25 protein-coding genes are annotated in these 26181 nt (G+C 70.8%); 14 read left to right on the forward strand and 11 right to left on the reverse strand.

The window, feature by feature from the left end; all coding sequences use genetic code 11:
- The first annotated feature begins 77 nt into the window (after positions 1-77).
- From D452_RS29225 to D452_RS0110285, 4 genes are all read left to right on the forward strand, one after another.
- Positions 78-2690, forward strand: a complete 2613-nt coding sequence (locus D452_RS29225; RefSeq protein WP_017544062.1) for a protein kinase domain-containing protein — start codon at positions 78-80, stop codon at positions 2688-2690.
- A gap of 77 nt (positions 2691-2767) precedes the next feature.
- Entirely contained in the window at positions 2768-3190 is a 423-nt protein-coding gene (locus D452_RS0110275) for a hypothetical protein (protein WP_017544063.1), read from the forward strand.
- Between the two features lie 340 nt (positions 3191-3530).
- On the forward strand, positions 3531-3773 hold the full coding sequence (locus D452_RS0110280; RefSeq protein ID WP_233515740.1) for a hypothetical protein: 243 nt from the start codon (positions 3531-3533) through the stop codon (positions 3771-3773).
- Between the two features lie 115 nt (positions 3774-3888).
- Positions 3889-5535: a DNA repair helicase XPB gene (locus D452_RS0110285; protein WP_017544065.1), complete on the forward strand. Its 1647-nt coding sequence runs from the start codon at positions 3889-3891 to the stop codon at positions 5533-5535.
- Positions 5536-5559: 24 nt separating this feature from the next.
- Here the strand turns inward: D452_RS0110285 and D452_RS0110290 are convergent, their stop codons facing one another.
- On the reverse strand, positions 5560-5796 hold the full coding sequence (locus D452_RS0110290; protein WP_017544066.1) for a hypothetical protein: 237 nt from the start codon (positions 5794-5796) through the stop codon (positions 5560-5562).
- A gap of 225 nt (positions 5797-6021) precedes the next feature.
- Between D452_RS0110290 and D452_RS0110295 the strand changes: the two genes are divergently transcribed.
- Positions 6022-6993: a R2-like ligand-binding oxidase gene (locus D452_RS0110295; RefSeq protein ID WP_017544067.1), complete on the forward strand. Its 972-nt coding sequence runs from the start codon at positions 6022-6024 to the stop codon at positions 6991-6993.
- Positions 6994-7019: 26 nt separating this feature from the next.
- Here the strand turns inward: D452_RS0110295 and D452_RS0110300 are convergent, their stop codons facing one another.
- Together D452_RS0110300 and D452_RS0110305 are read right to left on the reverse strand one after the other, a co-directional pair.
- Positions 7020-7607: an LURP-one-related/scramblase family protein gene (locus D452_RS0110300; protein ID WP_017544068.1), complete on the reverse strand. Its 588-nt coding sequence runs from the start codon at positions 7605-7607 to the stop codon at positions 7020-7022.
- Positions 7608-7618: 11 nt separating this feature from the next.
- Positions 7619-8719 (reverse strand): zeta toxin family protein, encoded by a 1101-nt coding sequence (locus tag D452_RS0110305; RefSeq protein ID WP_026129162.1) that lies wholly within the window; start codon positions 8717-8719, stop codon positions 7619-7621.
- 136 nt (positions 8720-8855) lie between these two features.
- On the opposite strand from D452_RS0110305, the gene D452_RS0110310 reads away from it, so the two are divergent.
- Positions 8856-9281 (forward strand): NUDIX hydrolase, encoded by a 426-nt coding sequence (locus tag D452_RS0110310; RefSeq protein WP_017544070.1) that lies wholly within the window; start codon positions 8856-8858, stop codon positions 9279-9281.
- A 241-nt stretch (positions 9282-9522) separates the two neighbouring features.
- Here D452_RS0110310 and D452_RS0110315 read toward each other — a convergent pair whose 3' ends face one another.
- Positions 9523-10377, reverse strand: coding sequence for a CPBP family intramembrane glutamic endopeptidase (locus tag D452_RS0110315; protein WP_017544071.1), 855 nt, complete (start codon positions 10375-10377; stop codon positions 9523-9525).
- Positions 10378-10520: 143 nt separating this feature from the next.
- Between D452_RS0110315 and D452_RS0110320 the strand changes: the two genes are divergently transcribed.
- From D452_RS0110320 to D452_RS0110330, 3 genes are all read left to right on the forward strand, one after another.
- On the forward strand, positions 10521-12236 hold the full coding sequence (locus tag D452_RS0110320) for an ABC transporter transmembrane domain-containing protein (protein WP_017544072.1): 1716 nt from the start codon (positions 10521-10523) through the stop codon (positions 12234-12236).
- The gene (locus D452_RS0110325) at positions 12233-14077 is read left to right on the forward strand and encodes an ABC transporter ATP-binding protein (RefSeq protein WP_017544073.1); all 1845 of its coding nucleotides are present in this window, start codon (positions 12233-12235) and stop codon (positions 14075-14077) included. Before D452_RS0110320 ends, D452_RS0110325 begins: the two co-directional genes overlap by 4 nt.
- A gap of 104 nt (positions 14078-14181) precedes the next feature.
- Positions 14182-14937, forward strand: coding sequence for an SAM-dependent methyltransferase (locus D452_RS0110330; RefSeq protein ID WP_017544074.1), 756 nt, complete (start codon positions 14182-14184; stop codon positions 14935-14937).
- A gap of 151 nt (positions 14938-15088) precedes the next feature.
- On the opposite strand, the gene D452_RS0110335 is transcribed toward D452_RS0110330, so the two are convergent.
- Positions 15089-15376 carry a ribbon-helix-helix domain-containing protein gene (locus tag D452_RS0110335; RefSeq protein WP_017544075.1) on the reverse strand — a complete coding sequence of 96 codons (288 nt, stop codon included), beginning with the start codon at positions 15374-15376 and terminating at the stop codon, positions 15089-15091.
- Between the two features lie 511 nt (positions 15377-15887).
- On the opposite strand from D452_RS0110335, the gene D452_RS0110340 reads away from it, so the two are divergent.
- The 4 genes from D452_RS0110340 to zwf all read left to right on the forward strand — a co-directional run bounded on the left by D452_RS0110340 (position 15888) and on the right by zwf (position 18532).
- Positions 15888-16211 (forward strand): hypothetical protein, encoded by a 324-nt coding sequence (locus D452_RS0110340; RefSeq protein ID WP_017544076.1) that lies wholly within the window; start codon positions 15888-15890, stop codon positions 16209-16211.
- A 76-nt stretch (positions 16212-16287) separates the two neighbouring features.
- On the forward strand, positions 16288-16779 hold the full coding sequence (locus tag D452_RS0110345; RefSeq protein ID WP_017544077.1) for an NUDIX hydrolase: 492 nt from the start codon (positions 16288-16290) through the stop codon (positions 16777-16779).
- A gap of 83 nt (positions 16780-16862) precedes the next feature.
- Entirely contained in the window at positions 16863-17108 is a 246-nt protein-coding gene (locus D452_RS30680) for a hypothetical protein (RefSeq protein ID WP_083927488.1), read from the forward strand.
- On the forward strand, positions 17105-18532 hold the full coding sequence (gene zwf / locus D452_RS0110350) for a glucose-6-phosphate dehydrogenase (protein ID WP_017544078.1): 1428 nt from the start codon (positions 17105-17107) through the stop codon (positions 18530-18532). Before D452_RS30680 ends, zwf begins: the two co-directional genes overlap by 4 nt.
- A gap of 124 nt (positions 18533-18656) precedes the next feature.
- On the opposite strand, the gene groL is transcribed toward zwf, so the two are convergent.
- Positions 18657-20288: a chaperonin GroEL gene (gene groL / locus D452_RS0110355; protein ID WP_017544079.1), complete on the reverse strand. Its 1632-nt coding sequence runs from the start codon at positions 20286-20288 to the stop codon at positions 18657-18659.
- A gap of 716 nt (positions 20289-21004) precedes the next feature.
- On the opposite strand from groL, the gene D452_RS29230 reads away from it, so the two are divergent.
- Positions 21005-21748 carry a hypothetical protein gene (locus D452_RS29230; protein ID WP_017544080.1) on the forward strand — a complete coding sequence of 248 codons (744 nt, stop codon included), beginning with the start codon at positions 21005-21007 and terminating at the stop codon, positions 21746-21748.
- Positions 21749-22022: 274 nt separating this feature from the next.
- Here the strand turns inward: D452_RS29230 and D452_RS0110365 are convergent, their stop codons facing one another.
- The 5 genes from D452_RS0110365 to thrC form a co-directional block, all read right to left on the reverse strand.
- Complete coding sequence (locus D452_RS0110365) at positions 22023-22817, reverse strand: ABC transporter permease (protein WP_017544081.1); 795 nt, start codon at positions 22815-22817, stop codon at positions 22023-22025.
- On the reverse strand, positions 22814-23779 hold the full coding sequence (locus tag D452_RS0110370; protein WP_017544082.1) for a daunorubicin resistance protein DrrA family ABC transporter ATP-binding protein: 966 nt from the start codon (positions 23777-23779) through the stop codon (positions 22814-22816). Before D452_RS0110370 ends, D452_RS0110365 begins: the two co-directional genes overlap by 4 nt.
- 114 nt (positions 23780-23893) lie before the next feature.
- Entirely contained in the window at positions 23894-24475 is a 582-nt protein-coding gene (locus D452_RS0110375; RefSeq protein ID WP_017544083.1) for a PadR family transcriptional regulator, read from the reverse strand.
- Positions 24476-24587: 112 nt separating this feature from the next.
- Positions 24588-24866 carry a ubiquitin-like small modifier protein 1 gene (locus D452_RS0110380; protein ID WP_017544084.1) on the reverse strand — a complete coding sequence of 93 codons (279 nt, stop codon included), beginning with the start codon at positions 24864-24866 and terminating at the stop codon, positions 24588-24590.
- A 46-nt stretch (positions 24867-24912) separates the two neighbouring features.
- Positions 24913-26172, reverse strand: coding sequence for a threonine synthase (thrC, locus tag D452_RS0110385; RefSeq protein WP_017544085.1), 1260 nt, complete (start codon positions 26170-26172; stop codon positions 24913-24915).
- Positions 26173-26181 lie beyond the last annotated feature (9 nt).

Here is a 26181-nt window from a genome sequence, read left to right on the forward strand (position 1 = left end):
TCGCCGCCCCGAAGTGGGAAAGATGGGATGGTTGGGGCGGCCGGAGCCACCCCCTGCCGCGGAAGGGGAGAGGACGAGTGCGACCCGTCGGTCCGAACGACCCCCGGCAGATCGGGCCGTACCGACTCACCCACCTGCTCGGCCAGGGCGGCATGGGACAGGTTTTCCTCGGCCGTACCAGGGGCGGCTGGGACGTGGTCGTCAAGATCATCCGGCCCGACCGGCTGAACGGCAGCGACTCCAGGAGCCCCGAGTACCGCGCCCGGTTCGCGCGTGAGGCGCAGGCCGCCCGCAGCGTCGGCGGCTTCTACACCGCCCACGTCCTGGACGCCGACCCGCACGCGGAGCAGCCGTGGATCGCCACCGCGTACATCCCGGGGCCCACACTGTCGCGGGCGGTGCGTGACCAGGGTCCGATGTCCTCACCCGCCGCCCGTCGGTTGGCAGCGCGCCTGGCCGAGGGTCTGTTGGCCATCCACGCCCACGGGCTGATCCACCGCGACCTCAAGCCGGGGAACATCATCCTGGCCGACGACGGACCCAAGATCATCGATTTCGGCATCGCCCGTCCGCTGGACAACACGGCCATCAGCAGTACCGGACGCGTCTTCGGAACGCTGTCGTTCATGTCCCCGGAACAGGCCAGGGGCCTGGAACTCACCCCGGCGTCTGACGTGTTCAGCCTCGGCACGGTGCTCGCCTTCGCGTCCACCGGCGTCAACCCGTTCAGGACCGACAGTGCGCCCGCGACCCTGCTGCGGGTGGTCGCCGCCCCGCCCCTGCACGCCCTGGAGGAGCTGTCGCCGGATCTCAGGGACGCGGTCACCGCCTGTTGGAGCCACACGCCCGAGGAACGTCCCGCCCCGGACGACATCATCACCCTGCTCTACGAGGAGGATGCCGAAGCCGGAGACGCTGAGCCCCAGCCGACGGTGCCGCAGAGCTCCCCCTCACCAGCAACACTCAACACGCTGGAGAGGACGACCGAACCAGTACCGGAAGCAGAGCCGGTACCGGGGGCCGCGCCCAAGCTCGAAGCGGAGGCGGAGCCCGAGGTGGGGCCGGAGCCCGAAGCGGAGACCGAGTCCACAGCAATGCGGCACTCGATGGTCCCGCAGGTCTCGCCACCAACGGAAACGCTGGAACGGAGAAGCGAACCGGCCTCCGAAGGCGGACCGCGGACACCACCGGAACCGACCACCGAATCTGTGCCGGAGCCGGGGCCCGAGGTAGGAGCTGTGTCCGAGGTGGGGCCTGATTCCGAGACAGCGCCGGAGGCAGAGGCCGAGTCAGGACCTGAGCCCGAAGCGGTGGCAAAGCCCAGACCTGAGGTGGTGTTCACGTCCAAGGTGGGGTTCGAGTTCGAAACAGAACTCGAACCAATGCCGGACGCCGATCCGGAGCCAGGGCCCGAGCAAGGAGGGGAGGCAGAGCAAACCACCGAAGCAGTCCCCCGTCTCGAACAGTCGACGGTCCCCGAGCCGGCAGTCGACTCCGTAGACGAGAAGGGGCCGGGAACCGAAACCACGTCGTCGCCGTCCCTCGAACCCGAAATGACAGTCCCGAACCCCAACCTCGTCCGTGGTCGCCCCGCGCTTCGGGTCCTGAGCGCCTCGGCGGCCGCGCTCTTGGCGATCACGGTTGCGGTCCTCGGTCCGATGGCGGCCCGACGGTTCGAAAGCGGGCCTGAGCCGATGACCTTCGACGGACACCCAGGCCAGGTCGAGACCGCGGGCTTCGCCCCGGACGCGGCCACCCTGGTAACCGCCGGTGACGACGCCATTACGAGGGTCTGGGACGCCTCGAACGGTGAAGAGCTCCACGTCCTCCAAGGACACCGCCAGGCCGTTACCGCGGTCGCCTACGCACCCCACGGCGGGATCCTCGCCACCGCCAGTGCGGACCACTCCGTTCGGATCTGGGACGCCCGGAGTGGCCAGGAGATCGGTCTCCTCGAAGGACACACGAGGGTTGTTACCGCAGTCGCGTACGCACCAAACCGCGGTGGACTCGCCACCGGCAGCGCGGATCAGACCGCGCGAATCTGGTCCTCCCCAACCGACGACGAACCCCACGTCCTCGAAGCACACAGCAACGTCGTGACATCAGTGACCTACTCCCCGGACAGCAGGACACTCGCCACCACCAGCCGCGACGCCACCACGCGCCTGTGGAACTCGGTCACCGGAGCGGAGCGGATCGTCCTGGAAGGACACGACGCGGCCGTCGTTTCCGCGGTCTTCTCCCCGGACGGCACGACGCTCACTACTACCAGCCACGACAACACGGCACGTGTCTGGGACACGCAGAGCGGTAGGGAACTCCACGTGCTCCAGGGACATGATCACTTCGTCACTTCGGCGGTCTACGCGCCCGACGGCAGCACCGTCGTTACCAGCAGCAACGACAACACCGCACGTGTCTGGGACCTTGAGAGCGGCGAGGAACTCCGCACCCTCCGGGGCCACTCCGGCCCCGTCACCTCGGTGGTCTACGCCCCCGATGGCAGCACCATCACCACCACAAGCACCGACCGGACCGCACGCGTCTGGGACCCCGAGGGCGGCATGCAACTCCACGTCCTCGAGGGGCACCGGGGCCATGTGCTCTCCGCCGCCCACTCACCCGCAGGAAGCACGCTGACCACCGTGAGCCGTAACGGCGCCATCCTCGTCTGGCGGCTCGGCTGACGCCCGGCGCGGAGAACACCGTCGGGGCGGGCGGGCTAGAGTGGCGTAGGTCGATCAACGACGGCGAGAGACACCCCATGAGCAACGCACCGCTGCCCCCCGGAGCCTCCTCCCCCCGCGACCGGGCGCGCGAGGACCGCACCGTCGAGGGGCGGGACCGGGCACCCGAGCGGGATCTCGACGACGACCGCCGCACACCCGGCCCCGCGGGGTCGACGGGCGGGGCCAACAGCTCCACCATGGCGCTCATCCTGCACGCGGTGACCGCGCTCTGCTGCATGAACTGGATCTTCGGGATCGCCGGGATCACCTTCGCGGTGCGGGCCGCGCACGCCCGCGACCGGGGGCGCCCGGACCAGGCCGAGGTCCTCACCCGGTACTCCTGGTACTGCCTGGGCGCCGCGGGAGTGATGTTCTTCGTGATGCTGGTGCTGACCTTCGTGATGTTCACCCAGGCGGGAGACTGGATCCAGCAGATCGTCCCCGTGGTGAACTTCTGACCCCGGTTTGGGGCAACGAGTACGGCACCGTCCGCGTCCCACCCGGGTGCGGCGGGTATGCGACCCACAGACGGTGTTCTGCATTAGGGGGCACGGACCAGCGGTGAACGGCGACCGGAGCGACCCCAGGGCCTTCTGGGAGCGGGGACGGACCTCCGTCCCCGGGTCCGGCGTGCCCGCGCGAGCCCCCGTCGCGCGCCCTGCGCCAGCGCCCCCTCCCGGACCGGCGCCGCAGGCGTACCAGCCCGCCACTCCGGTCCACCGCCCCTGGACGGGACCGCCACCACCCTCCGGTCCCCCGCCCCGGGTGGGCGGGGCGGTCGCGGCTCTGATCGTGGCCGTGAGCACCCTGCTGGTCCAGGTCCTCGGCGTCTCCCTGGGCCTGTGGTTCGTCGTGCTGTTCGCCAACGTTCCCGGGATCGTCCTCGGCGTCCTGGCCCTGACGAAGGTCCCGGACACGGACGCCGTGGAGCGGTACATCCGCTACACGTGGACGGCCACCTTCGCCTACACGGCGTTCTCGGTGGTCTTCCTGCTGCCGGTGATGGTGATCGCGTCCCTGATCCTCTATCTGGGGGTCTGACCCGCGACCGTAACGAACCCCACCCGGGTGCGGGCATGATCAGAGGGGTTCCCGTGTTGGACCTGGGGCCACCCTCTTCCCCGTGTCAGTGCCCGTACCCGCCGGAAGGCCCCGTGTGTCCTGCCTGATCGTCCAGTCCGACAAGACGCTCCTGCTAGAGATCGACCACGAACTCGCCCCGGAGTGCCGCCGATCCATCGCGCCGTTCGCCGAGCTCGAACGCGCCCCCGAACACGTGCACACCTACCGGATCACGCCGCTGGCCCTGTGGAACGCGCGCGCGGCCGGGCACGACGCCGAGCAGGTCGTGGACTCGCTCCTGCGCTTCTCGAAGTTCCCGGTGCCGCACTCGCTGCTCGTGGACATCGCCGAGACCATGGACCGCTACGGGCGGCTCCGGCTGGTCGGCGACCCCCGGCACGGCCTGGTCCTGGAGTCCTCGGACCGCGCCGTCCTGGAGGAGGTCGTCCGGGCCAAGAAGGTCAAGGGCATGCTGGGCGAGCGGATCAGTGAGGACTCGGTCTCCGTCCACCCCAGCGAGCGCGGCAACCTCAAGCAGGCCCTGCTGAAGATCGGCTGGCCCGCCGAGGACCTGGCCGGGTACGTGGACGGCGAGGCGCACAGCATCGACCTCGCCGACGGCGACTGGGAGCTGCGCGGCTACCAGCAGGAGGCCGCCGAGAGCTTCCACGCGGGCGGCTCCGGCGTGGTCGTGCTGCCCTGCGGCGCCGGGAAGACCATCGTCGGCGCGGCCGCGATGGCCATGACCGGAGCGACGACCCTCATCCTGGTGACCAACACCGTGTCCGTGCACCAGTGGAAGACCGAGCTGCTGAAGCGGACCTCCCTCACCGAGGACGAGATCGGCGAGTACTCGGGGACCCGCAAGGAGATCCGTCCGGTCACCATCGCGACCTACCAGGTGATGGCGGCGCGCCGGAAGGGCGTCTACACGCACCTGGAACTGTTCGACGCCAAGGACTGGGGCCTGGTCGTCTACGACGAGGTGCACCTGCTGCCCGCGCCCATCTTCCGGATGACCGCCGACCTCCAGGCCCGCCGTCGGCTCGGCCTGACCGCCACCCTGGTCCGCGAGGACGGCCGGGAGGGCGACGTGTTCTCGCTGATCGGGCCGAAGCGCTACGACGCCCCGTGGAAGGACATGGAGAACCAGGGGTGGATCGCCCCGGCCGACTGCGTGGAGGTCCGGGTGGACCTGACCGACTCCGAGCGGCTGGCGTACGCGACCGCCGAGCCCGAGGACCGGTACCGGTTCTGCGCGTCCTCGGAGACCAAGACCGACGTGGTGCGGCGGATCGTGGAGCGTCACCCGCAGGAGCAGGTCCTGGTGATCGGCTCCTACATCGACCAGCTCGACGAACTCGGCGAGCGGCTGGGCGCCCCCGTGATCAAGGGTGAGACCCGCAACAAGGAGCGTGAGCGCCTCTTCGACGCCTTCCGCTCGGGTGAGCTGCGCACCCTGGTGGTGTCCAAGGTCGCCAACTTCTCGATCGACCTCCCCGAGGCGGGGGTGGCGGTCCAGGTGTCGGGTTCCTTCGGTTCGCGGCAGGAGGAGGCGCAGCGGCTGGGCCGTGTGCTGCGGCCCAAGGCGGACGGCCGCACCGCGCGGTTCTACGCCGTGGTCGCCCGGGACACCCTGGACCAGGACTACGCCGCGCACCGGCAGCGGTTCCTGGCCGAGCAGGGCTACGCGTACCGCATCGCCGACGCGGGCGACCTGCTCGCCGGTGAGGAGATCTGACCGGGCGGTGCGCCACCACGCCGGTCAGAGCGAGGGCAGGACGCCGATCACGTAGGTCCCGGCGGCGATGCCCCAGGCGATGAGGGAGTAGCTGAGGGTCCGGGTGCGCAGCAACCGGTCGCCCCGGACCGAGGGCGCCGTGAAGGCGGCCACCAACAGGGCGAGGCCGAGCAGCGCGGGGATCACCGAGGCCAGCGCGAACAGCTGGGACTGGGCGGCGCACGCGGTGTAGCCGGGACTGCCGGGATCACCACAGAACACGTCGTCCCCCGATCCGATCGTTCATGCGGTCGTACTCCCAAGACCGTACCGTTTCGGCGGGGCCGGATCGCCCCGGGTCACGACCGCATCCCGGTCGTGACCGGGCCTTCCCGCCAAACCGAACCACGCTCGGAATTCGAGTGACCCAGGACACCCGAAGGGCTTTACACGAACCCGCACCGTGTCCAATCATGAGGGGCAGTACACCTGACGGAGGTACCCCCCATGACCGAGGCACCGGCCACCGAGCACCGCGACGGCTTCCACTCGCTCCGCAGCGGCGGACTCAACTGGGACTCACTCCCCCTCAAGCTGTTCGTCAAGGGCAACGCGAGGTTCTGGAACCCGGCCGACATCGACCTCTCCCAGGACGCCGAGGACTGGAAGGGGCTCGACGATGAGGCGCGCACCCGCGTCCTGCGGCTGTGCGCGCTCTTCGCGGCGGGCGAGGAGGCGGTCACCGAGGACCTCCAGCCGTTCCTGCGCGCCATGGCCGCCGAGGGCCGCCTGGGCGACGAGATGTACCTGACCCAGTTCGCCTTCGAGGAGGCCAGGCACGTCCAGGCCTTCCGTCTGTGGCTGGACGCGATCGGCGTCCGGGACGACCTCCACGAGTACGTGGACACCAACCCCGGCTACCGGACCCTGTTCCAGGACGAGCTCCCCCGCTCGATGGAGGCCCTCCTGGACGACCCCAGCCCCCGCAACCAGGTGCGCGCCTCGGTCACCTACAACCACATCATCGAGGGCTCGCTCGCGCTGACCGGCTACTACGCCTGGAACCACGTGTGCACCGTCCGGGACATCTTCCCGGGCATGCGCCGGATCATCAGGCGGATCGGCGACGACGAACGCCGCCACATGGCCTGGGGCACCTTCACCTGCCGACGCCACGTGGCCGCCGACGACCGCAACTGGGACGTGGTGAGCGAACGCCTCGACGAACTCCTCCCCCACGTCATGGGCACCGTCAGGGACGGCGACGTGCCCTCGAAGGACCCGGCCGTCCAGCGCTACGAACTCCCCCCGGGCCAACTCCTGGAGTACGCGAGCGACCGCGCGCTGCGGCGGCTGGGCGCCATCGAGTCCGCGCGCGGGGTGCCGCTCTCCCGGATCGACCTGGACGCCTCACCCGAGGAGCTGGAGGAGCGGTTCGGTGAGGAGGACCGCGCCGCCATGGCCCGGCTGGAGACCTGAGCGCTCGGCCCGGCACGCTCCGTAGGTCACTTCCCCTCGCGCAGCACGAGGTCGATGGCGATCGCTGAGGCCACCACGAGGGTACGCAACGGTTCCGGGAGGGAGGGGTAGCGGTGGTGCAGCGCGTAGCTGTCCGCCGCCGTGAGGAACTCCCCGAGGTCGGGCAGGCGCCGGTCGACCCTGGCGACCTCGTGGCCGACGTGGTCGCTGATCCGGAAGTCCCGGCCGACGAGGTCGCCCTCGATCGTGCCCAGCTGGCGCTTCCACGCGTCCAGCAGGGTGAAGCTGGCCCGGAAGAACTTCAGGTCCTGCTCGATGGTGCCCACCGGCTGGCCGTCGGGCAGGCTCACGCTGGTGGTCGCGGTCATCCAGGACCAGTGCTTGCGGATGACGAGCCGGAGCGCCCCGTTCGGGTCGGTGACGTGCACCCGTCTCTCGAACCCCTCGGTACTGCTGGACAGTTGCCGCAGCACCTGCACGCCCCCACTCGCGCCCTGTTCACGCGCCCGGGCGATCAGCCGTCCGGACTGGTCGTGGATCTCGTAGTCGGAGACGTCAGCCATGAAGCGTCTGGGTTGGCGTACCAGGAGGGGGTTCGCGGTGAGGAGGTCCATGGGGCACGACCCTAGGGCGTGTCCTCGCGGCGCCACAGCTCGCGTCTGCCCCTCTCGGCCTCCAACGCGATCCGGCCGAAGGGCTCGGACCGCCACACCCCGTCCCGCTGGTGGTTGGCGTACAGGACCTCGCCCTCCCGTGAGAGCACGTACACCGAATCCGCGAGGTGGTGGGTCTCCAGGAACTCGACGGTGTTGGGCACTCCCAGGTAGAAGCGGTCGTGGTGGATCTCCGGCAGCCAGCGGCCGAACCCCTGGTCCCGGGTGGCGCGCTCGTGGCGGTCGAAGATCGAGAACCGGCTGTTGGAGGTGTGCGTGGCCACGAAGGCGACCTCCACCCGGTACCCGGCCTCCCTGAAACCCAGCACCCATGAGGCGGCCCAGTCCGCGCGGCCCAGCGGGTGGCTGCACACGACGTCGTGGCGGCCCCGCCGCACGTGTTCCATGACCCGCCCGTGCAACCCGCCGACCTGCATGGACACCGAGGTGGAGGCGGCCCTGTCGTCGGCGGTCATGGACCACTCGTAGTCGGGCGAGAGCCGCAGCAGGTCGTCGCCGTCGTAGCTGACCGTCCCCTGCGGCAGGACCGGCAGCAGGAGGCGCTGGAGGGTGGACTTGCCGGAGCCGGGCTGGCCGCCGAGGAGCAGCAGACGGGGGCGTTCGCGCGGGGTGCCGGTGAGCCGGTCCCGCAGGGCGAGGCCGAAGAGCGAGTCCAGTTCGGCGTCGGTGAGCTCGCGCCCCAGATCGCCGGGGGTGGCACCGGCCGTCGGCTGCGCGGGGTCCGCCCGGAGTCCTCCGATGGTCCGGGGCAGTTCGGCGTTCGCGCGGGCGACCTCGTCGGGGGTCATGAAGGGCAGGCGCGCCTCCTCGGAGAGCAGTCGCGCGGCGCGTTCGGACAGCTCGGGGTCCTTCTCCAGACGCGCCGTACAGGCGCCGATCGCCGCGCTGTACAGGTTGTAGGCGCGTTCGCGCTCCTGGCGCTGCTCCGTCGTCTGGGGCGGGACCCCGCCGCTGGAGCTCTCCGCGAGAAGGGGGATGACCTCCGCCCCGACGTGTTCGGCCGAGGGGTCGGGGCCCATGCCGGGGCCGGTTCCGGAGGGGGAGGGTGCCATGTTCGTCCGCTCTCGCCGTGGCCCGGCCGGTGCGCGGGGCCGTGGGTGTACGCAACCGCCTACCCGACGAGGTTAGTGTCTCAGGTCACCCGGAGGCGGCCGTTCACCCCAGCGCACCGCGACCTAAAGTGGCCACATGTCCGCGAACTCACTTCCCTCGCCCCCCGCCGTCATCGAGGCCCTGGCCTGGGTCCACGTGCGCGACGGCCGCCTGCTGTGCGTGCGCCCCGAAGGCAGGGACCTCCTGTACATCCCCGGCGGCAAGCGCGAGCCCGGCGAGAGCGACGAGGAGGCGGTGGCCCGCGAGACCCTGGAGGAGGTCAGCGTGGTCCTGCGTCCCGGCACCTTCCGCCCGGTCGCGGAGATCGACCAGGAGGCGCACGCCCAGGCGCCGGGGACCCGGGTGCGGTTGGTCTGCTACGCCGCCGAGCACGACGGGGAGATCGTGCCGGACAACGAGATCCTGGAGGCGGTGTGGGTCTCCCACGCCCAGCGCGACCTGTGCGCCCCGGCCGTGCGCGAGCTGGTCGAGCTCCTCCACCAGCGCGGCGAGCTCCCCTAGGACGCGCTTCCTGGATGCTTCGCTGGTGGCGGAGCCGCCAGCGATGTGAGCGGCCCCCTGGGACGGAACCACAGCCCCGGTCGGTGGTCCCGAGGTGCGGCGCCTCCGTGTGGGGGCTACCGGGTCATCCACACCCTGGAGAACGATCGGCTCATCATCTGGGTGGTGCGCGTCGGACAGCGTTCCTCCGTCTGTGAATGAGGCACGGCCGTTCCGTCCTCCCCGATGCGCCGCACCGTGTTCAGGACGACGGGTCGGGGACCCGTCCGCCCCAGCTGCCGGTGTCGCGCAGGAACAGCATGGCGACGGTGACCCCGAGTGCGAACGGGAGCAGGAACACGGTCGCCATGACGGTGTCGACCCCGTTCACCTCGAACAGGTCCCAGCTCAGCAGGGCCTGCGCCGCCACCTGGAAGACCAGGTGGAAGCCCACGCAGGCCCAGAGGTTCCCGGTGACCACCCGCAGGCAGCCCAGCACCACGCTCATACCGAGGAACAGCGGCATCCTCTCGGCGACGACCTCCCACCCGCCGGTGAGGACCCACAGGCCGGTCCCCCACAGAGTGAACAGCGCCGCCTGCGCGAACACCGCCAACCAGGCGGACATCGCGGTGTTGAGGTTGCGGAAGAGGTAGCCCCGGAAGATCAGCTCCTCCGGCAGGGCCTCGTAGAGCAGCACCAACACCGTGAGCAGCACCAGGGAGAGCACGATCTGGCTCGCGGAAACGCTCGGGGTGATCGAGACCCCGAGAGCGAGGGCGAACCCCAGCCCGAGCGCGGCCGGGAGCAGCCAGGAGAGCGCGCCCACGAGCAGCGGCCACCAGGCCTCGCTCGGGCCGGTCAGCCCCAGACCGGACCACGGGCGGCGATCCAGGTAGCGGCGGGCCGCCCAGACCAACGCCGTCCCCAGGACGACGGCGATCCCGGCGTTCGTCCAGTGGGCGAGGTTGCCCCGGCCCCCGGGTTCCGCGAAGAGCAGGTCGTTGGCCAGGGTGATGGCGACCCAGATCAGCACGGCGCCGACGGTGACGACCGCGATCCGCAGGGGGAGACCAGGCCGGGCGGGCCCGACCTCACGGAGGGTTGTGTCGTTCATGGCACCAGCCTCCCGCTCCGGGGCCGCCGCGCACCATCCGGGAACACCCGGAGAACCCCCTGAGCACGACCGCCCGGCGGGCCCTCCGACGGCCGGAAAAACCAGTGGTCTCCTCCGGAGGACCTGGTTAGAGTGCCGTAACTGTGCGCGTACTTCCCCAGCCCCCGGGCACTCCGGACCACCGCTCCGCCAACCGCTACCTCCTCTGGCTCGCCCGCAAGGAGTGGCGCTCACTGCTGTGGGCCTCGCTGGTCGCCTCCGCGTACTACCTGAGCACGATCCTGGTGTCGTTCGTGCTCGGCGCGGCGCTCGACTCCGGACTGGACGGCGGCGGGTACGGCACCCTGCTGTACTGGTTCGCACTCATCGGTCTGTGCGCCGTGGCGGGCGCGGCCCTGACCCCCCTGTTCGAACGGGCCAGCTGCTTCAACTGGTACGCGTCCGCCTACCGGACGATGCAGCTCATCACCCGCCACTCCTCACGGCTGGGGCCGACGCTCACCCGGCGGCTGCCCACCGGCGAGGTCGTGGCGGTCGGCACCGACGACATCGACCGGCTCGGCGCTTTCTACGAACGCTCCAACCTGGCCGTCTCCTCCATGGTCGCGGTCCTGATGGTCGCGGTCCTGATGCTGAGCTCCCACGTCACCTTCGGTCTGATCGTCCTGGTGGCGGTACCGCTGATCGTTGTCGGCATGGTCCCTCTGCTGCGTCCGCTCAACCGACGCACGCACGCCCACCGCGACCGGCAGGCCGAGCTCACCACCCGCGCCACCGACCTCGTGGCCGGACTGCGGGTCCTGCGCGGGGTGGGCGGCGAGCGGTCGACCGGCGAACGGTACCGCGCCGAGTCCCAGCGGGTGCGGGCCGCGGGCGTCCGGGTGGGCTGGATGGACGCCGCGCTGGAGGCCGTCCGCACCCTCTACCCGGGACTGCTCCTGGTGGGGATCGTCTGGTACGGCGCGCGGCTGGCGCTGGTCGGCGAGATCACCGTGGGCCAGCTGGTCTCCTTCTACGGCTACACGGGCGCGCTGGCCAGCTCCGTCCGCTACTTCATGCTCTTCTCCTCCGACCTGGTGACCGCCCGGGTGGCCGCCAGCCGCGTGGTGCGTGTGCTGGGATTGGAGCACGACCTCACGGAACCCGCCGCACCGGCGCAGGCACCCACCGGGCCGCACGACCTGCACGACCCGACGAGCGGGGTGCTCCTGCACCACGGGAGGGTGACCGGCGTGGTCTGCGCCGACCAGACCGACGTGGGCCCACTGGTCGAGCGGCTGGGCCGCTACCGGAACGGCGCCGCCGAGCTGTCCGCCGTCCCCCTGGACGATCTGCCACTGCGGGAGGTCCGCCGCCGCGTGCTGGTCGCGGGCAACGACGCCCACCTGTTCTCCGGCCGGTTGCGCGACGAGCTCGACCCCGACGGCACCGGGACGGAGGAGCACGTCACCGCCATGCTCCGAGCCGCGTCGGCCGAGGACGTGCTCGCCCAGTCCCCCCTGGGGCTGGAGGTCGAACTCACCGAACGCGCCCGCGAGTACTCCGGCGGACAGCAGCAGCGCCTGCGCCTGGCCCGTGCCCTGCTCAGGGACCCCGACGTGCTGGTCCTCGTCGAACCCACCTCGGCGGTGGACGCCCACTCGGAGGCCGCCGTCGCCGAACGGCTCCGAGGGGTCCGCACCGACCGCACCACCGGGGTGGTCACCACCAGCCCTCTGCTGCTGGACCGCACCGACCACGTCCAGTTCGTGGTGGAGGGCCGGGTGGCCGCCGAGGGTTCCCACCGGGACCTGCTCCGCACCGAAGACGCCTACGCCGCCACCGTCCTGCGCACGACTCTGGAGGAGGAGAGGGTATGACCCAGACAGCCGGCCCCCGGCCCCCTGCGGAGGAACCCGCGCCGCCCTCCGTTCCCGGCGGTCCGCCCACCGTCGCGGTCGACCCGACGGCCCTCCCGGTGGCGCCCGCCCCCGTGGTGTGGCGGCGGATGCGTCGCGCGGGCCGCGACCACGGACCGCTCCTGATCCAGGTCGTGGCGCTGTACGCGCTGGCCACGGGGTCGGCGCTGGTCGCCCCGTGGGTACTCGGGATGGTCATCGACGCCGTCCGTGACGGCGCCGCGCCGGGGCGCGTGGACGCCATGGCCCTGGTCATCGTGGCGTCCCTACTGGTCAACGCCGCCCTTCTGCTGGCGGCCGTGGCCCAGTCCATCCGCTTCGGCGAGGGGCTGCTGGCCGAGCTGCGCGAGGAGTTCGTCCGGTCGGTGCTGCGGCTGCCCCTGGGCACCGTGGAGCGCGCGGGCACCGGCGACCTGGTCTCGCGGACCGGCCGCGACATCAACTCGCTCAGTGTGATGGTGCGTGAGTCGCTGCCCGTGTTCGCCACGGGTATGGCGACGGTGCTGGTCATCATGGTGGCCCAGGCCTTCCTGCACCCGGCGCTGCTGCTCGCGTGGGTGCCGTCCGTGCTGGTCATCTGGGTGAGCACGCGGTGGTACACGCGGCGGGCCCCGGACGGGTACCTGGCCGAGATGGGCACCTACTCCAGGCTCACCCAGGGTGTGTCCGACACGGTGGAGGGTGCGCACACACTGGAGGCGCTGGGCCGCCAGCGGTGGCAGGACCTGCGCACGGACGCCGACGTGCGCCGCGCGTACCTGGCCGAGCGGTACACGCTGTGGCTGCGGACCGTCTGGTATCCGCCACTGGAGTTCTCGTACATGTTCGCCTCGGCCACGACCTTCCTGGTCGCGGGGGTGCTGCACGTCCAGGGCGAGCTCTCCCTGGGCCAGATCGCCACGGCAGTGTTCCTGACCGTGCAGATGTCCAGGCCCTTGGAGCGCATGATCGACCAGATCGACAACGTGATGGTCGGCTTCACCGCGATGCGGCGCCTTCTGGGGGTCCCGGCCCCGGACGGGCCCGCACTCCCCGGCGACGAAGCCGAGGGTCAGGCAAGCGAGCCCGGCACCGTGGCCGTCCACGGTGTGCGGTTCGGCTACACCCCCGGCACGGAGGTGCTGCGCGGGGTGGACCTCGACCTGCGCCCCGGGGAACGGCTCGCCATGGTCGGCCCGAGCGGAGCCGGGAAGTCCACCCTCGGAAAGCTCCTCGCCGGGGTGTACCTGCCCGGCACCGGGACCGTGCGCGTCGGCGGCGCGGACCTGACCTCGCTGTCCCCCGAGGAGCGCCGGGAACGGGCGATCCTGCTCAGCCAGGAGAGCCACGTGTTCCGGGGCACGATCGCCGAGAACCTGGCCCTGGCGCTGGACGACGAGAGCGTGGACCGGGACCGGCTGTGGCGGGCGTTGGAGGCGGTGGACGCCGACGCCTGGGTGCGCGCGCTGCCGGACGGCCTGGACACCCTGGTGGGCTCCGGGCGCGACGCCCTGGACCCCGCCCACGTGCAGCAGCTGGCGCTGGCCCGGGTCGTGCTGGCCGACCCACAGGTCCTGGTGCTGGACGAGGCGACCTCGATGATCGACCCGCGGTCGGCCCGCCGGCTGGAGGGGTCGCTCGCCGGAGTCCTCGCGGGCCGCACTGTCGTCGCGATCGCCCACCGCCTGTACACCGCGCACGACGCGGACCGCGTGGCGGTGGTGGACGGCGGCCGGATCGTCGAGCTCGGCACCCACGACGAACTCCTCGCCCGGGGCGGTTCCTACGCGGCACTGTGGAACGCCTGGCACGGGGAGGGCTGAGCCCGGGGACAGGGGGCCGGAAACGGGGCGTAGGAAACGGGGCGCGGGAAGCGAGCGCCGGAAAAGCGTTGACAGACCGCCCCCGCGCGGGTGATCCTCCTCCGATGACCACCCCCGAGGTTCCCCCGATGTACCGCGACGTCGACTTCAACGGCCCGCTCAACGACGAGCGGGCCGTTCGGCTGATCCGTTCACTGGGTCCCCTGACGGATCGCCACGTGGTGGACGTCGGCTGCGGCTGGGCCGAACTGCTGCTCCGCACACTGGCGACCGAACCCACCGCGACCGGGTTCGGCATCGACCTCAGCGAGGACTACGTCCGGCTCGGCCGGGCCAACGCCGAGGAGCGCGGGCTGGCCGACCGGGTCGAACTGGTGGCCGGGGACGTCGGCGCGTGGCGGGGCGAACCCGCGGACGTCATGCTCAACATCGGCGCCAGCCACGTGTGGGGCGGTGACCCCGTGGTGCACACGGCCAACGCCCTGGCGGCCCTGGCCGACCTGACCAGACCGGGCGGCCGGGCGGCGTTCGCCGAGTGCTTCTGGAAGCGGCCGCCGACCGACGCCGAGATGGCGGCCATGCCGTTCATCCCGCGCGACCAGTACCGTTCCATGCCGGAGCTGGTGGACTTCGCTCTCTCCCACGGCTTCCGGCTGATCGCGCTGGCGGAGACCACCGTGGACGAGTGGGACGAGTTCGAGAACCGGCACTGCCTGGGCTGGGAGGACTGGCTGCGGGAGAATCCCGACTCCCCCGACTTCGACGAGGTCCGCGACCGCGCCGACCGGCACCGCCACGCGCGCGTGCACGCCCAGCGGGAGACGCTGGGGTTCGCCTACCTCACCCTGCTACGGGTCTGAGGCGAGACGACCGCGCACGACACCGGGAGGACGTTCGGCTTCTCCCGGCGTTCGTGCGCCCGACCGGGCGGCGGTGGTGTGGACACTCGGCGCTCACGGTCGGGGCACTGGCACGGCACCCGGGCTTCCCGGGCACACCGAAGGGGAGGGTTCAGAAGAAGCGCAGGCGCTCCCGCTCCTGGGTCTCGGCGTTCTCGACGTAGACGCGGTCGCCCTCGGCCATGACGGACTCAAGGTAGGCGTACACCTGAAGGGCGCGGTTGATGACGTCGGTCTGAGTGTCGCCCGTCGCGGCGACGGCCTCCTCCATCGCCTTCGTGGAACGCGCGGTGAGGTTGACGGTGACCCGCGCCGGGGATCCGGCGACCCTTCTCCCGGCAGGTCGCCCCCGCCCCTGGGAGGCGTCGGTCAGTTCTGTTCCTGTGCCCTTGGGTGACATGGCGCGACCTCGTTCTCTGGCTTGACTGCGGTGGGCTCGATCCGCGAGGAGCCGCGGGAAACACGAACTCGGAGCGTGCCGGAGACACCGCAAGCGGGACGGCGCGGTCGGCACGGGGAAACGACGGGGCTCGCACGGAGGATCGAACGCCTCGACGCGGAGATCCCTCCGGCAGCGACACGGACCGGGGCACTTCCATGAGCTGATCCCGGCCATCGGCATCTCCCCCCAGCACTTCCGCGACTTTGGTAAGGCTAGGAAAAGCTTAACAGACTGATATGAGATGCGGTCAAGGCATCATTCGTCATCACATCACATGCACCAAAAGACGCCCTCATGGTAGGCTACGGAGCGTGGACACTCGGCGCTGCGGCGTCACCAGGTGTCGGCCTGGCCCCCACCGAACCAGAGAGCGGCACCACCCCCCTGTACGCCAACGGCTGGAGGTTCGTTCATGGGAGATCCCCCGGGGCAGCCCCCGCAGCAGCGGGAGACTCGGGAAGAACCACACGTGAGGGAACTCCGTCTGGACGCCGAGTCCCCGCGCTCGCGAGCGGACGTCGACATCGACCGGACCCCCTTCACCTACGGGATGGAGGCGCGCCTCAGCTCGGAGGGGCTCTCGGCCCGCTTCAAGGGCAGAGCCCGAGCCGGTTCCCCCGCCGAGCGGGCCTCGGCCTCGTTCCTCGCCCTGAGCGGAACCGTCCTTCCCCCTCTCGCGCTCGGCGGCCTGGCCCACGTCGTCGGAGCCCCTGCGGCCGTCACGCTGATCGTGGCCGGGGTCGCGTGGATGCTCGCCACCCTGGTGGCCCTGCGCATCACCGGCCCACGGTAGAGCGCGGGTGTCCGGTTCCGGTGCCGACCGGAGCCGGACACCGACGGCCCGCCCCGCCGCTCGGTACGGTCACCCCATGGACACCACGGAACCCCCGGCCTTCGATGACCTGGCTGGCCAGGCCCGAGCGGCGGGCATCGAACGGTACGCGGCGGGCGCGATCGTCCACCGGGACTCAGGGCGGGAGATCCTGCTGCTGCGCCGCCGCGACGACGACACCTCCTTCCCCGGCGCGGAGAGCCTCCCCTCGGGCGGGGTGGACCCCGGGGAGACGATCCTGGAGGGCCTCTCGCGGGAACTGCGGGAGGAGATCGGCCGGGCACCCGGCGCGCTGCCGCTCGAACCGTTCGTGACCTGGTTCGACTACGTCTCCCGGCACGGGGCACGCAAGCGCCAGTTCACCTTCGCCCTCCCCCACGACGGCGCGGAGGTGGTGCTCTCCGAGGAGCACACGGACCTGCGCTGGATACCGGCCGAGGAGTACGCGGACAGCGACCTCACCCCGCAGGTGAAGGCGGCGGTCCACGCCTGGCTCGACGGCCGGGACGCGGGATCAGCCCCTCTCTAGCCGGTCCGAGGACGCCCACGGCACGGACCCGCACCGCCCACCTGCGGCATCCGTGGAGCCACGACGACCGCCCCTTCCCCTGGGTGGTGCGCCGGACGGCGGCCCGCGGGGCGCGCGACGTGCTGGACGAGGGGTGCGGCATCAGCTGGCCCGCCTGGCACCGGATCGCCCAGGGCTCCTGGACGCTGGGAGGAGCCCCCGCGCGGACGCCCCAGGTCGGCCCGGTCACCCTTTCTTGGCCCTCCCTTGGGCACGTCACCGGCCCGGACCGGGTACCCCCGCCAACGTGCGCCGCCCGCGCACCGGCCGCCGACGAGGGGACAGCATGACCACAGGACCCAACGCCGACACCCTGGTGATCTTCGGAGTGACCGGTGACCTCGCCCGGAAGTACCTCATGCCCGCCCTGTACCACCTGGCGGAACGGGAGGAGCTGCGCACCCGGATCGTGGGGGTGGCCAAGTCCGACTGGGACACCGGGGAGTTGCGGCGGCGCACTCGCGAGGCCGTCACCGAGCACCTGGCCGAGACCGGCTCCGAGGCCTCTACCGCCCTGGACGAGTCCGTCTTGCGGTCCCTGACCGACCGGATGACGCTGGTCACCGGCGACCTCAACGACCCCGGCACCTACGCGGACCTCGCCGCGACCCTGCCCGACGGTTCCCACACCGCCCACTACCTGGCGGTGCCGCCCGCGCTGTTCACCACGGTGGCCCGCGCCCTGGCGGACGCCGGGCTCAACCGTGACGCCCGCCTGGTGGTGGAGAAGCCCTTCGGCCATGACCTCGCCTCGGCCCGCGAACTCCACCGCGCCCTCCTGGAGTGCTTCCCCTCGGAGAGCCTCTACCTCGTCGACCACTTCCTGGGCGAGGAACCCGTCAGGGGGCTGCCGGTGACCCGGTTCGGCAACACCCTGCTGGAGCCCGTGTGGAACCGGGCCTACGTGGACAACGTGCAGATCACCATGGCCGAGGACTTCGGGGTGGACGACCGGGGGTCCTTCTACGACGCCGCAGGGGCGGTCCGGGACGTGTTCCAGAACCACCTGCTCCAGCTGTTCGCGCTGCTCACCATGGACGCGCCGGTCTCCACCGACCCCTCGGTGGTCAAGGACGAGAAGCTGCGCCTGCTGCGCGCCGTGCGCACCATCGAACCGGCCGAAGCGATCCGGGGCCGCTACGACGGCTACCTCGGCACGGAGGGGGTGGGCCCCGGCTCCACCACGGAGACCTTCTTCGCGCTGCGCATGTGGGTGGACAACCGACGCTGGGCGGGCGTGCCCTTCTACGTTCGCTCGGGCAAGCACATGCCCCTCACCTCATGGGAGGTGGTGGCCGAGCTGAAGCGCCCCGCCGCCGACCTCTACCCGGGGCCCGCCAACCTGGTCCGCTTCCAGTTGGAGCCGTGGTCCGGGGTGACCTTCGAGATGCTGCTCAACGAACCCGGTGCGGAGAGCGATTCGGCGGCACGCCTCGTGCTCGGGGCCGACGTGGAACGCCAGCTGGGCCGGGGGCACGAGGCCTACGACCACGTGCTGCACGGCGCCGTGGTGGGCAGCCCGGAGCAGTTCGTGCGCTTCGACGTGGTTGAGGAGTCGTGGCGGATCGTCGACCCGCTGATGGACTCGGCGACGGAGCCCGAACCCTATCCCCGGGGCTCCTACGGACCGGAGTCCGCTCAGGTGCTCCCGGGTCCGCAGGGCTGGCACCAACTGGCCGACGCGATCCGTCCGCACGGGCCCGCCCAGGGTTGACCCCCGGGGATCCCGGAAAGAGCGAAACCGGGCGGCCCCCATGGGGACCGCCCGGTCGTCGCGGGCGAGGTCGCGTATCCGGACCTCAGGCGCCTACGGGCTCGCGCCCGGTGTCACGGACCTGCTAGAAGTCCATGCCGCCCATGCCACCGGTCGGGTCGCCGGCGGGAGCCGAGGCCTTCTCCGGCTTGTCGGCGATGACGGCCTCGGTGGTCAGGAACAGACCAGCGATGGACGACGCGTTCTGCAGAGCGGAACGGGTGACCTTGGTCGGGTCGATGACGCCGTCCTTGAACAGGTCGGTGTACTCGCCGGTGGCGGCGTTGAGGCCGAACCCGGGCTCCAGGTTCTTGACCTTGTCCGCCACGACGCCGCCTTCGAGGCCGGCGTTGACCGCGATCATCTTGAGCGGCTCGGCGATGGCGCGACGCACGATGTCGGCGCCGATGGCCTCGTCACCGTCGAGGTCCAGCTTCTCGAACGCGGGGACGCTGGCCTGGAGCAGCGCGACGCCACCACCGGGCAGGATGCCCTCCTCGACCGCAGCCTTGGCGTTGCGGACGGCGTCCTCGATGCGGTGCTTGCGCTCCTTGAGCTCCACCTCGGTGGCGGCACCGGCCTTGATGACGGCCACGCCGCCGGCCAGACGCGCGAGGCGCTCCTGAAGCTTCTCGCGGTCGTAGTCGGAGTCGGTGCGCTCGATCTCGTTGCGGATCTCGTTCACGCGACCGGCGATGGCGGTGGCGTCACCGGCACCGTCGACGATGGTGGTCTCGTCCTTGGTGACGACGACCTTGCGGGCGCGGCCCAGCAGGTCGAGCTCGGTGTTCTCGAGCTTGAGGCCGACCTCCTCGGTGATGACCTGGCCGCCGGTCAGCACGGCGATGTCGCCGAGCTGGGCCTTGCGGCGGTCACCGAAGCCCGGAGCCTTGACGGCGACGGACTTGAAGGTGCCGCGGATCTTGTTGACCACGAGGGTCTGGAGGGCGCCGTCGGCGACGTCCTCGGCGATGACCATCAGCGGACGGCCGGACTGGAGGACCTTCTCGACAACGGGCAGGAACTCGTTGTTGTTGGAGATCTTCGAGTTGACGATGAGGATGTAGGGGTCCTCGAGGACCGTCTCCATGCGCTCAAGGTCGGTGGCGAAGTAGGGCGAGATGTAGCCCTTGTCGAAGCGCATGCCCTCGGCGAGCTCAAGCTCGAGCCCGAAGGTCTGCCCCTCCTCGACGGTGATGACGCCTTCCTTGCCGACCTTGTCCATCGCCTCGGCGATGGTCTCACCGATCTGGGTGTCACCAGCGGAGATGGAGGCGGTGGAGGCGATCTGCTCCTTGGTCTCGACGTCCTTCGAGAGGTTGCCGAGCTCCTCGTTGATGCGGGCCACGGCGGCCTCGATGCCGCGCTTGAGGCCGATCGGGTTGGCGCCGGCGGCGACGTTGCGCAGACCCTCGCGGACGAGAGCCTGGGCCAGGACGGTGGCGGTGGTCGTACCGTCACCGGCGACGTCGTCCGTCTTCTTGGCGACCTCCTTGACCAGCTCGGCCCCGATCTTCTCCCAGGGGTCCTCGAGCTCGATCTCCTTGGCGATGGAGACACCGTCGTTGGTGATAGTGGGGGCGCCCCACTTCTTCTCCAGGACGACGTTGCGACCCTTCGGGCCGAGCGTGACCTTCACGGCGTCAGCGAGCTGGTTCATGCCGCGCTCGAGGCCGCGACGGGCCTCCTCGTCGAACGCGATCAGTTTGGCTGCCATTGAGTTCTTGTCCTCCCGTGACCGGGCTGATACGCGATGGGACGAGGCGTGCGCCCGCGACGGACGACCGCGTTCGCACCGGCAACCCTGCTGCCGGAGGACCGCGATCTCGCAGCCTCGATCCGGTTAGCACTCGGTAAAGGTGAGTGCTAACCACTCCCTTTTTTAGCACTCGACCAAGGAGAGTGCAAACGATGTGGTCACGATTTCCCCAGCTTCGGAAACAGCCCTGAACAGCGCGGACTTCCCTCCACAGGGCGGTTTGAGCGCTCGGCGAACAACGGACGAACCCCTGGTGACCGGGTGGCCAGGTTCTGCCAGCCCGGTGACCAGGGGTCCGCGTCCGCCCGGGTTCAGCCGTTGAGGCGCCGCATCGACCGGGCGCCCACGGCCAGGGCCGGTCATCACCACGGCCACGCCCCAGCCGACCAGGACCGTGCCATCCCACGCCCCGCCCCCGAACAGCACGCGCGCGGCGTCCACCACGTGGGTCCACCGGCCAAAGCCTTCGATGGCCACAACTCCACGGACGGCTCGACACGCTCGACCCAGCCACATCAGTGGGTCCGTGCCCGCCTCGGCACACCGGCAACACTCCGAGGTGGCGGGCCTCCCGCACCCAACAGCTACCGAGTGGCGGAGGGGGCTTCTCGACAAACCGTGTGGGCGTCCCTACACTTTCACGTGTAGGAAGCCATACACACAGGGAGGCTGAGGTGAAGGCTCACGTCACTGCGGGCCGAGAGATCCGATACCTTCCCTCGGACCAGGTCCGCGTCGAGCTCGGCACCCACATGGCCTGGGTGACACGCACGAAGGGCACAGTGGTCATCACCGATGACGGAGTCCCGGACGGCCGCCTGGTACCCCCCGAGTTGGTGGCGGCAGCCGAGCTCATCGTGGCCCACACCCAAGGCGTTCGTCTGGCGCGCGCCCGCTGGGGCGCCACCCGAGGCGAGGCCACCACCCACGGCCCCCAAGGGCTCACCAACCGAGGCGTGCTCACGGCCGTTCTGGTCGACCAGCCGACCGCGGCCGCGCTTGAACGACGACTGCCGGTGCTGACCTTCGCCGAACTCACCTTGACCGACCACGGCATCATGCTGGCCGACGACATGCCCGTCGCCCCCGGCTCCTACGCCCTGCCGGACGGCAAGGTCGTCCACGTGGACGCCCCCCAACGAAAGGAAGACCCCATGCGACGCGACCAGGCAGTGCTCTACGACCCGAGCACCTCCGACGAGGTGATCCGAGAGGTCCTGGACGAGACCGCAGCCCGAGCGACGGGGGTCCACATGCGCGCGGCCCGTGCCGCCACCAGCCCGGCAGCCGCACAGAAGCACAAGGCCTCAATGAGGCAGGCCTGGAAGCTCAAGGGCGACTTCTCCCTCACCCGGGAGCAGATGGTGGAGCACATCCTGCGCACCCAGGAGGACCTGTCCCGCCTGGAGAAGGGGTAGTCGGTAGCCGACCCCAACCCTTACGAGGTGGGACCCGCAGAACTGCGGGCGATACGCCGACACCCTCACCACGCTGCTTGCCGACCACGACATGGAGCACCGGTGCGAGTTGGACACAGGGCACCGCCCGCAGCCGCCTGCCCCTCCTGGGGTTACCTGGAGTCCTAGGGAAGACCTGCTCACTGACTCGATAGCTACCTGGAGTTGGTCTCGCACGAGGTCTTCGCGAAGCACTCCGCCAGCCCGGTGACCAGGGGTCCTCGTCCGCCCGGGTTCAGCCGTTGAGGCGGCGCATGGACCGGGCGCCCACGGCCAGGGCCAGCACGGTCATCACCACAGCCACGCCCCAGCCGACCAGGACCGTGCCATCCCACGCCCCGCCCCCGAACAGCACGCGCGCGGCGTCCACCACGTGCGCCACCGGGTTGAACCGCGACAGCGTGTACAGCCACCCCGGGGCCAGCTCCATCGGCAGCAGCACGCCGGAGAGCAGCATGAGCGGCATCATGACCGTCTGGATGATGGGAGCGAACACGTAGGTCTGCTTGGCGAGCATCGCCGCCAGGTAGGACAGCGTGGCCAGCCCGACCCCCAGCACCCCCAGCAGCGCGAAGCCGACCAGAGCCCCCGACAGGGTGGTCCGGAAGCCGAACGGCAGCACCAGGAGCAGGATCAGCAGCATCTGCGCCAGCACGATCACGAGGTCGCGCAGGACCCGGCCGAGCAGCAGCGCCACCCGGCTGGTCGGGGTGGCGAGCATCCGCTCGTGCGCCCCCGAGGCCATCTCGGGCAGCAGCCCGAACCCGGCGAACCCCGCGGTGAACAGGGAGAGCATCACGAACAGGCCCGGCACGAACCATTGCCACGGGTTCTCCCCCTCAGCGCCCGCCAGGCCGGTGAGCAGCGGCGCGAACAGCACCAGGTACAGCAGCGGCTGGAGCATCCCGAAGGCGATCATGAACGGCCGGTGCCAGACGGGGCGCATCTGCCGGGCGAACACGGTGCCGGTGTCGCGGAGCACGCCCGCGACCCCTGCCGGGCGAGCCGGGGCGTCGGTCGTGGTGGTCACTGGTCCTCCTCGCGCAGGCTGCGGCCGGTCAGGGTCAGGAACACGTCGTCCAGAGTGGGTCGCTGCACCTGGACGGTGCGCAGGTCGAGGTCGGCGGCGTCGAGGGCGCGTAGCAGCTCCGGCAGAACGGAGTCGCCCCGGGCCACACGGAAGCGCACCTCGTGGTCGGCTCCCCCGTGGACCCGGGCGCCGCCGTCCGGGGCGACCCGCTCAGCCACCTCGACGGCGCCCCGGGCCTGCTTCTCGTCCGCGAGGACGAGGCTGACCAGGTCTCCGGAGACGCGGCCCTTGAGCTCGTCGGGAGCACCGTCCGCGATCACCCGTCCGTGGTCGATGACCAGGACCCGCTCGGCGGCGGAGTCGGCCTCGTCCAGGTAGTGGGTGGTGAGCACCACGGTCGTGCCGAACTCCTCCCGCAGACGCGTGACGTGGTCCCACAGATTGGCCCGGCTGTGCGGGTCCAGGCCGGTGGAGGGTTCGTCTAGGAAGAGCAGCCCGGGCCGGTGCACCAGGCCCATGGCGATGTCGAGCCTGCGCCGCTGCCCGCCGGAGAGCGTGGTGACGTCGCGCCCGGCGGCGGCAGTGAGGTCGAGCATCTCCAGCAGGTCGTCGGCCCGGCGGCGGGCGGTGCGCCGGTCGAGCCCGTAGAGGAGCCCCTGGGAGTACAGCTCGTCGCGGACGCGCTGGTCGTCCGAGGCCCCGTGGCCCTGCCCGACGAACCCGATCCGGCGGCGGACCTCGGCGGGTTCGGTGCGTACGTCGCGTCCGGCGACGGTGGCCGTTCCGGAGGTGGGTTCGAGGAGGGTGGTGAGCATGCGCAGGGTGGTGGACTTGCCCGCCCCGTTCGGCCCGAGGAGCGCGACGGTCTCGCCCTCGGCGACGTCGATGTCGACGCCCCGGACCGCCTCGACGGTCTCCTTGCCCACCCGGAAGTGCCGGGTGAGTTCGCGTGTGTGGATCATCGGCCTCTCCGTATTAAAACTTGAATACACGGGCCACACTGCACCATGGGTCGGGAATATTCAAGTTTTAATACGGGGCTGCTGGAACCTGGTGCGGCAGAGGTTCGACGCGGCTCAGACCGGTGGCAGACCGAAGGCGTGCGGACTGTCGTCGGCCATCACGTACTCCCCCGCCTCCAGGGAGGAGATCAGCCGCCGCGTCCACTCCGCGCCGGAGTCGAGCGAGGACTCCCAGAGCCGGTAGAGCTCGCGCACGTGTGGCGGCTTGCCCCACGCGGACTCGGAGAGGTCCGTCGCTTCACGGACCCCGTCCGCGTTCTTCTCCAGCCACTCCAGCCGCTCCCGCAGCAGACCGATCACGTCGGCGCGCGGCAGGCTGGTCATCAGGGTGATCCCGGCGCACAGGAGGGCGTGGTCCTCGGTGATGCTCAGCGCCTTGCGCAGGAGCCGGTCGAACTCCGCCTCGCCCTCCTCCGTGATCTCGTAGGAGGTGCGGTCGGTCACCTCGCCCTCAGCCACGAACTCGCGGAGTCTTCCCTGTTCGGAGAGCTTGCGGAGCGCGTGGTAGAGCGAGCCCCACTTGACGTTGGCCCACTCCTCGGCGCCCCAGTCCATCAGTTCGCGGCCCACCCGGTAACCGTGTGCCTGCCCGTGGACGCGCACCACACCGAGCACCAACAACCGCGTCGCCGACATCGCCACCCTCGTCCCCTGGAGAATCTCCCTCCCAGGTTACGAGGGTCCGGACACGCGGCGGGGCGGGCACCGACCGGTGCCCGCCCCGTGGTCCGCCCACTGCTCGTGCGGGTCAGCAGCCCCCGGCGACGGCGGGGATGATCGAGATCTGCTGGCCGTCCCGGACCTCGGTCTGGAGGCCCTTCTCAAAGCGGACGTCCTCGTCGCCGACGTAGACGTTGACGAAGCGGCGGACCTTGCCGCCGTCGTCGAGCACGCGGGCGAGGATGCCCGGGTGGTTCGCCTCCAGGTGGTCGAGGACCTCGGCCAGGGTGCCGCCCTCGGCGGTCACCTCGGACGCGTCGTTGGTGTAGGTGCGCAGGATGGTGGGCACGCGGACGCTGACGCTCATGGTGTTCGTACTCCCGGGTGGGTGGTGGACGTGGGGCGGGTCCGGGTCAGGCCAGGCCCTCGGCCTTGAAGGCCTCCAGGGACGGCTTGATCGTGGCGGTGACGCCCGAGTCGACGGCGTTGAGGGTCTTGAGCCCGTCGCCGGTGTTGACGATGACCGTCTCCGCCTCGGGGTCGAGCCTGCCCTCGCGGACCAGCTTGCGCAGGACACCGGTGGTCACACCGCCCGCGGTCTCCGCGAAGATCCCCTCCGTGCGGGCCAGCAGCTTGATGGCGTCGACGATCTCGTCGTCACCCACGTGTTCGATCGCCCCGCCGGTGCGGTTGGCGATGTCCAGCACGTACGGGCCGTCCGCGGGGTTGCCGATCGCCAGCGACTTGGCGATGGTGTCCGGCTTGACCGGCTGGATGACGTCGTGCCCGTCGGCCCAGGCGCGGGCGACCGGCGAGCAGCCCGTGGCCTGCGCGCCGAACACCTTGTAGGGGCGGTCCTCGACGAGGCCGACCCGGATCAGCTCCTGGAAGCCCTTGTCGATCTTGGTGAGCTGCGAGCCGGAGGCGATCGGGATGACGATCTGCTCGGGCAGGCGCCAGCCGAGCTGCTCGGCGATCTCGTAGGCCAGCGTCTTGGAGCCCTCGGCGTAGTACGGCCGCAGGTTGACGTTGGTGAAGCCCCAGCTCTCGCCCGCCTCGTCGCCGATGAGCTCGGAGCAGAAGCGGTTGACGTCGTCGTAGTTGCCGTCGATGGCCACGACCTTCCCGCCGTAGACGGCGGCCATCACGACCTTGCCCTCCTCCAGACCGGCCGGAATGAACACGCACGAGTCGAATCCGGCACGCGCGGCGGCGGCACCCACGGCACCGGCGAGGTTGCCGGTGGAGGAGCAGGAGAGGGTGGTGAACCCGAAGGTGCGGGCGGCCTCGACGGCGATCGCGACCACGCGGTCCTTGAAGGAGTGCGTGGGGTTGGCGGAGTCGTCCTTGACGTGCAGGGAGCGCAGGCCGAGTTCGGCGGCGAGGCGGTCGGCCCGGACGAGGGGGGTGAGGCCGGGGTTCATGTTGGGCAGGTCGGCCACGTTGTCGGGGACCGGGAGGAGGGAGCGGTAGCGCCAGATGTTCTTGGGGCCGCTCTCGATCTGCTCGCGGGTGACGGGCCCGAAGTCGTAGGCGATCTCCAGGGGGCCGAAACAGAACTGGCAGGCGAAGCTCGGCGAGAGTTCGTAGCGCTCACCGCACTCCCGACAGGACAGCGCGGTCCCGGGGCCGAAGGCGCGAACGGAGGTGGGTTCAGCGGCGGCAATCGCCATGGCGAGGCG

The organism is Nocardiopsis prasina DSM 43845 (assembly GCF_000341265.1).
Classification (GTDB): Bacteria; Actinomycetota; Actinomycetes; order Streptosporangiales; family Streptosporangiaceae; genus Nocardiopsis; species Nocardiopsis prasina.

Coding starts and splice junctions, on each gene's coding strand:
- D452_RS0110345 (WP_017544077.1), top strand. CDS start 16,288: ATGGACACCACGGAACCCCCGGCCTTCGATGACCTGGCTGGCCAGGCC.
- thrC (WP_017544085.1), bottom strand. CDS start 26,172: ATGGCGATTGCCGCCGCTGAACCCACCTCCGTTCGCGCCTTCGGCCCC.
- D452_RS0110380 (WP_017544084.1), bottom strand. CDS start 24,866: ATGAGCGTCAGCGTCCGCGTGCCCACCATCCTGCGCACCTACACCAAC.
- D452_RS0110295 (WP_017544067.1), top strand. CDS start 6,022: ATGACCGAGGCACCGGCCACCGAGCACCGCGACGGCTTCCACTCGCTC.
- D452_RS0110330 (WP_017544074.1), top strand. CDS start 14,182: ATGACCACCCCCGAGGTTCCCCCGATGTACCGCGACGTCGACTTCAAC.
- D452_RS0110335 (WP_017544075.1), bottom strand. CDS start 15,376: ATGTCACCCAAGGGCACAGGAACAGAACTGACCGACGCCTCCCAGGGG.
- zwf (WP_017544078.1), top strand. CDS start 17,105: ATGACCACAGGACCCAACGCCGACACCCTGGTGATCTTCGGAGTGACC.
- D452_RS0110315 (WP_017544071.1), bottom strand. CDS start 10,377: ATGAACGACACAACCCTCCGTGAGGTCGGGCCCGCCCGGCCTGGTCTC.
- D452_RS0110310 (WP_017544070.1), top strand. CDS start 8,856: ATGTCCGCGAACTCACTTCCCTCGCCCCCCGCCGTCATCGAGGCCCTG.
- D452_RS0110325 (WP_017544073.1), top strand. CDS start 12,233: ATGACCCAGACAGCCGGCCCCCGGCCCCCTGCGGAGGAACCCGCGCCG.
- D452_RS0110305 (WP_026129162.1), bottom strand. CDS start 8,719: ATGGCACCCTCCCCCTCCGGAACCGGCCCCGGCATGGGCCCCGACCCC.
- D452_RS0110375 (WP_017544083.1), bottom strand. CDS start 24,475: ATGTCGGCGACGCGGTTGTTGGTGCTCGGTGTGGTGCGCGTCCACGGG.
- D452_RS0110370 (WP_017544082.1), bottom strand. CDS start 23,779: ATGATCCACACACGCGAACTCACCCGGCACTTCCGGGTGGGCAAGGAG.
- groL (WP_017544079.1), bottom strand. CDS start 20,288: ATGGCAGCCAAACTGATCGCGTTCGACGAGGAGGCCCGTCGCGGCCTC.
- D452_RS0110300 (WP_017544068.1), bottom strand. CDS start 7,607: ATGGACCTCCTCACCGCGAACCCCCTCCTGGTACGCCAACCCAGACGC.
- D452_RS0110275 (WP_017544063.1), top strand. CDS start 2,768: ATGAGCAACGCACCGCTGCCCCCCGGAGCCTCCTCCCCCCGCGACCGG.